Origin of the sequence: Streptomyces africanus, from assembly GCF_002150735.1 — a bacterium.
In the GTDB taxonomy this organism is placed as follows: Bacteria; Actinomycetota; Actinomycetes; order Streptomycetales; family Streptomycetaceae; genus Streptomyces; species Streptomyces africanus.
On sequence record NZ_MUKA01000599.1, the window covers coordinates 1 to 3,192 of the forward strand.

The following is a 3,192-nucleotide window of genomic DNA, read 5'->3' on the forward strand; positions in this document are numbered from 1 at the left end:
CGCGCCCTGCGCGACACCGGCCGCGAGGCCGATGCCCTCGCCGCGTACGAGTCCGCCCGCCGCGCCCTCGCGGAGGGCCTCGGCGCCGACCCCGGCCCGCAGTTGCGCGCCCTCCACGCCGATCTGCTCGCGTCGGTCGCGGGGAGCGCGAAACCGGCGCACGCTCCGCCCGAGCGCACCGGGAACCTCCGTCCCCGCCTGACCTCGTTCGTCGGCCGGGAACCCGAGATCGACGCCATCCGTTCAGACGTGCACAGGGCCCGCCTCGTCACCCTCACCGGACCGGGCGGCTCCGGAAAGACCCGTCTCGCCGAGGAAGCCGCCGCCGGGCTCCCGCAGGCGTGGCTGGCCGAGCTCGCCCCGCTCGACCGGCCGGAGGCGGTGCCGGGAGCGGTGGTCAGTGCGCTCGGTCTGCGCGAGACCGTGCTGATGACCAGCGAGCTGACGGCCCTGCAGGACGACCCCGTCGCCCTGCTCGTGGAGTACTGCGCGCCGCGCAGCCAACTGCTGATCCTTGACAACTGCGAGCATGTCATCGGCGCCGCCGCTCACCTCGCCGAGACCCTGCTGACCCGCTGCCCGGGGCTCACGATCCTCGCCACCAGCCGTGAACCCCTGGGCGTGCCCGGCGAACTGGTGCGTCCGGTCGAGCCCCTGCCGCCGGACCACGCCCGCCGGCTGTTCGCGGAGCGCGCCGCCGCCGTCCGTCCCGACGCGGACACCGTGCTCCGTGACGAGCGGGCGGTGGCGGAGATCTGCCGCCGCCTGGACGGGCTGCCGCTCGCCATCGAGCTGGCTGCGGCCCGGCTGAGGCTGCTCACGCCCCGGCAGATCGCCGACCGGCTCGACGACCGCTTCCGCCTCCTCACCTCCGGGAGCCGTACGGTCCTGCCGCGCCAGCAGACCCTGCGGGCCGTCGTCGACTGGTCGTGGGAGCTGCTCGAGGAGGCCGAGCGGACGGTGCTGGGCGAGGTGTCCGTGTTCGCGGGCGGCTGGGACCTGGCGGCGGCGGAGGCCGTGTGCACGGGGCCCGCCGCCGAGCTGCTCGGGGCCCTCGTCGACAAGTCCCTCGTCGTCGCGGCACCCGGCGGGACGGACGCCCCGGACGGCATGCGGTACCGGTTGCTGGAGACCATCCACGAGTACGCCGTCGAGCGCGCCGCCGAGGCCCCGCAGCTGCGTGCCGCGGCCGAGCGGCGGCACGGGGCGTGGGTGCGCGCACTCGTCGAGCAGGCCGAGCCGCTGCTGCGCTCCGCCGGGCAACTGCCGTGGGTCTCCCGGCTGGAGACCGAGCTCGACAACATCCGCGCGGCCCTCGACCGGGCCCTGACGGCCGGGGACGAGGAGGAGGCCGGCGCCATCGTCCTGGCCATCGGCTGGTTCTGGTGGCTGCGCAACTACCGGCACGAGGGCCTGGAGTGGCTCGACCGCATCCTGCGGCTGGGCGTGGAGAGGGACGCCGCCGCCGGGCTCGTGCCGTCCGGCGGCGAGCCGGGCCTGCCCGACCCCGTCGACCACTTCCTCGCCGCACCGGACGGGGAGGCGGGGCATCCGCAGCACGCCCTGCGGATGGATCTGCGCGTCCTGCATGTGTTCTTCATGACCGAGGCCGGGCCCATACAGGCGTTCGTCGACGAGCGGCGGCCGTATGTGGAGCGGGTGTGGGCCTACTTCCAGGAAGGGGGGCCACGGGCAGCCCGGATCCCGGGAATCGTCTGCCCGATCATCTCCTCCTACCTGAGCGACCGCAGCGACCTCCGGGCCGTCATGGACTCCGCCGTCGCCAACTGCCGTACGCACGGCGGGGACTGGGAGACCGCCGTCGCCCTGATGTTCCGTACGCACATGGTCGTCGACGCACCCGGCGACCTGGACGGCGTCGACGCCGACCTCGCCGACCTGCGCGTCCTCAGCCGCCGCACCGGTGACCGCTGGCTGCGGGCCCAGGTGTGCAGCGCGGCCGGCGAGGCCGCCATGGCGCGCAGCCGCTTCGAGGAGGCCAAGGGGGAGTACGAGGAGGCGCTGCGGCTCGCCTACGAGGTGGGCGCGTACGCCGAGTCGCCGTTCCTCATCGCCCGGCTCGCCGAGATCGCCTACCGCGCGGGAGACCGCACGGCCGCGCTGGCGGGGCTGGACGAGGCGAGCGCCGCCGCCGAGCGGTACGGCGTGGCGGACTCCAGGGCGTTCGTCCTGTTGCTGCGGGCCCAGATGGCTGTCGAGGAGGGGCACATCGCCCGGGCGCGCGAGTTCTGTGAGGCGGCGCGTGCGGACGCCGCGCGCGGCACACCACCGCCCCAGTTCGTGGTGATGCTGGATCTCATGGACGCCATGGTCACGGCGAGCGAGTCCGGCCCGGGGCCCGCCCTGGCCAAGCTGACCGGAGCCCTGCGCGACGCCGTGGACAAGCGCTGCTCCGACCTGATCCGGGCCACCGTCGTGGACAGCGCGGCAGGACTGCTGGCCGACCTCGGCGACTTCCCGCGCGCGGCCCGGCTGCTCGGCGCCGGCGACCGCTGGTGGGCCGGCCGTCCCCGCCCCATGCCGGAGCACGCCCAGGCGGAACGGGCCGGGGCAGCCGCGCGCGCCGCCCTGGGATCTGCCCGGTGCGAGTCGGAGCGTGCCCGGGGCGCGGCCCTAACGGCGGACGACGTCCTGCGCGAGCTGCAACAGGCGCGGAGTGCGTACGCCACCGGGGCGACAGCCGCTAACCGCAGATGAACCTGGACTCCGCCCAGTCCGCCAGGGCCAGGTTGTCGAGGGCGCCGTGCGGTTCCACCACCAGCCGTACGGTGCTGCGGCCGGTGAGGTTCACCTGGACGGGAACCGCCGGGGCACCACCCTCCACCAGCCCGGACCGCCACAGCCGGACCCCGTCGGCGTAGACGGAGAAGTACACCTCGCCGAGCTTCGGCGCCGTGTCGTCCACCCCGACGAGCGCCTCGTACGAGGAGCAGGCGCGGTTGAGGTCGATGGTGACGGAGGAGCTGCCGTGCACGGTGACGCCGTGCGCGTACCGCCGCTCGCCGGTCGACAGGCCGTACCGCTGCCAGACCCAGCTGCTCGCGCCGATCCGCATCTCGGGCGCGGTGCCGTCGCCTGTGATGTCGTACGACAGTTCGCTCCACTGGTAGACGGCCGGGGAGGGCGGCCTCTCGGTCAGGGTCGGTGTGGGCGTGGGCGTGGGCGCCGGGG

General features: G+C 74.9%; 2 protein-coding genes. One reads left to right on the top strand and one right to left on the bottom strand.

The features are described from left to right. Positions 1-2,718 (top strand): ATP-binding protein (locus CCL05_RS42485; protein WP_086565841.1); only part of this gene is annotated, 2,718 nt, incomplete at its 5' end. Here the strand turns inward: CCL05_RS42485 and CCL05_RS42490 are convergent. After that, on the bottom strand, positions 2,705-3,192 hold a 488-nt coding region (locus CCL05_RS42490), incomplete at its 5' end, for an NPCBM/NEW2 domain-containing protein (protein ID WP_208641753.1). The genes CCL05_RS42485 and CCL05_RS42490 overlap by 14 nt on opposite strands.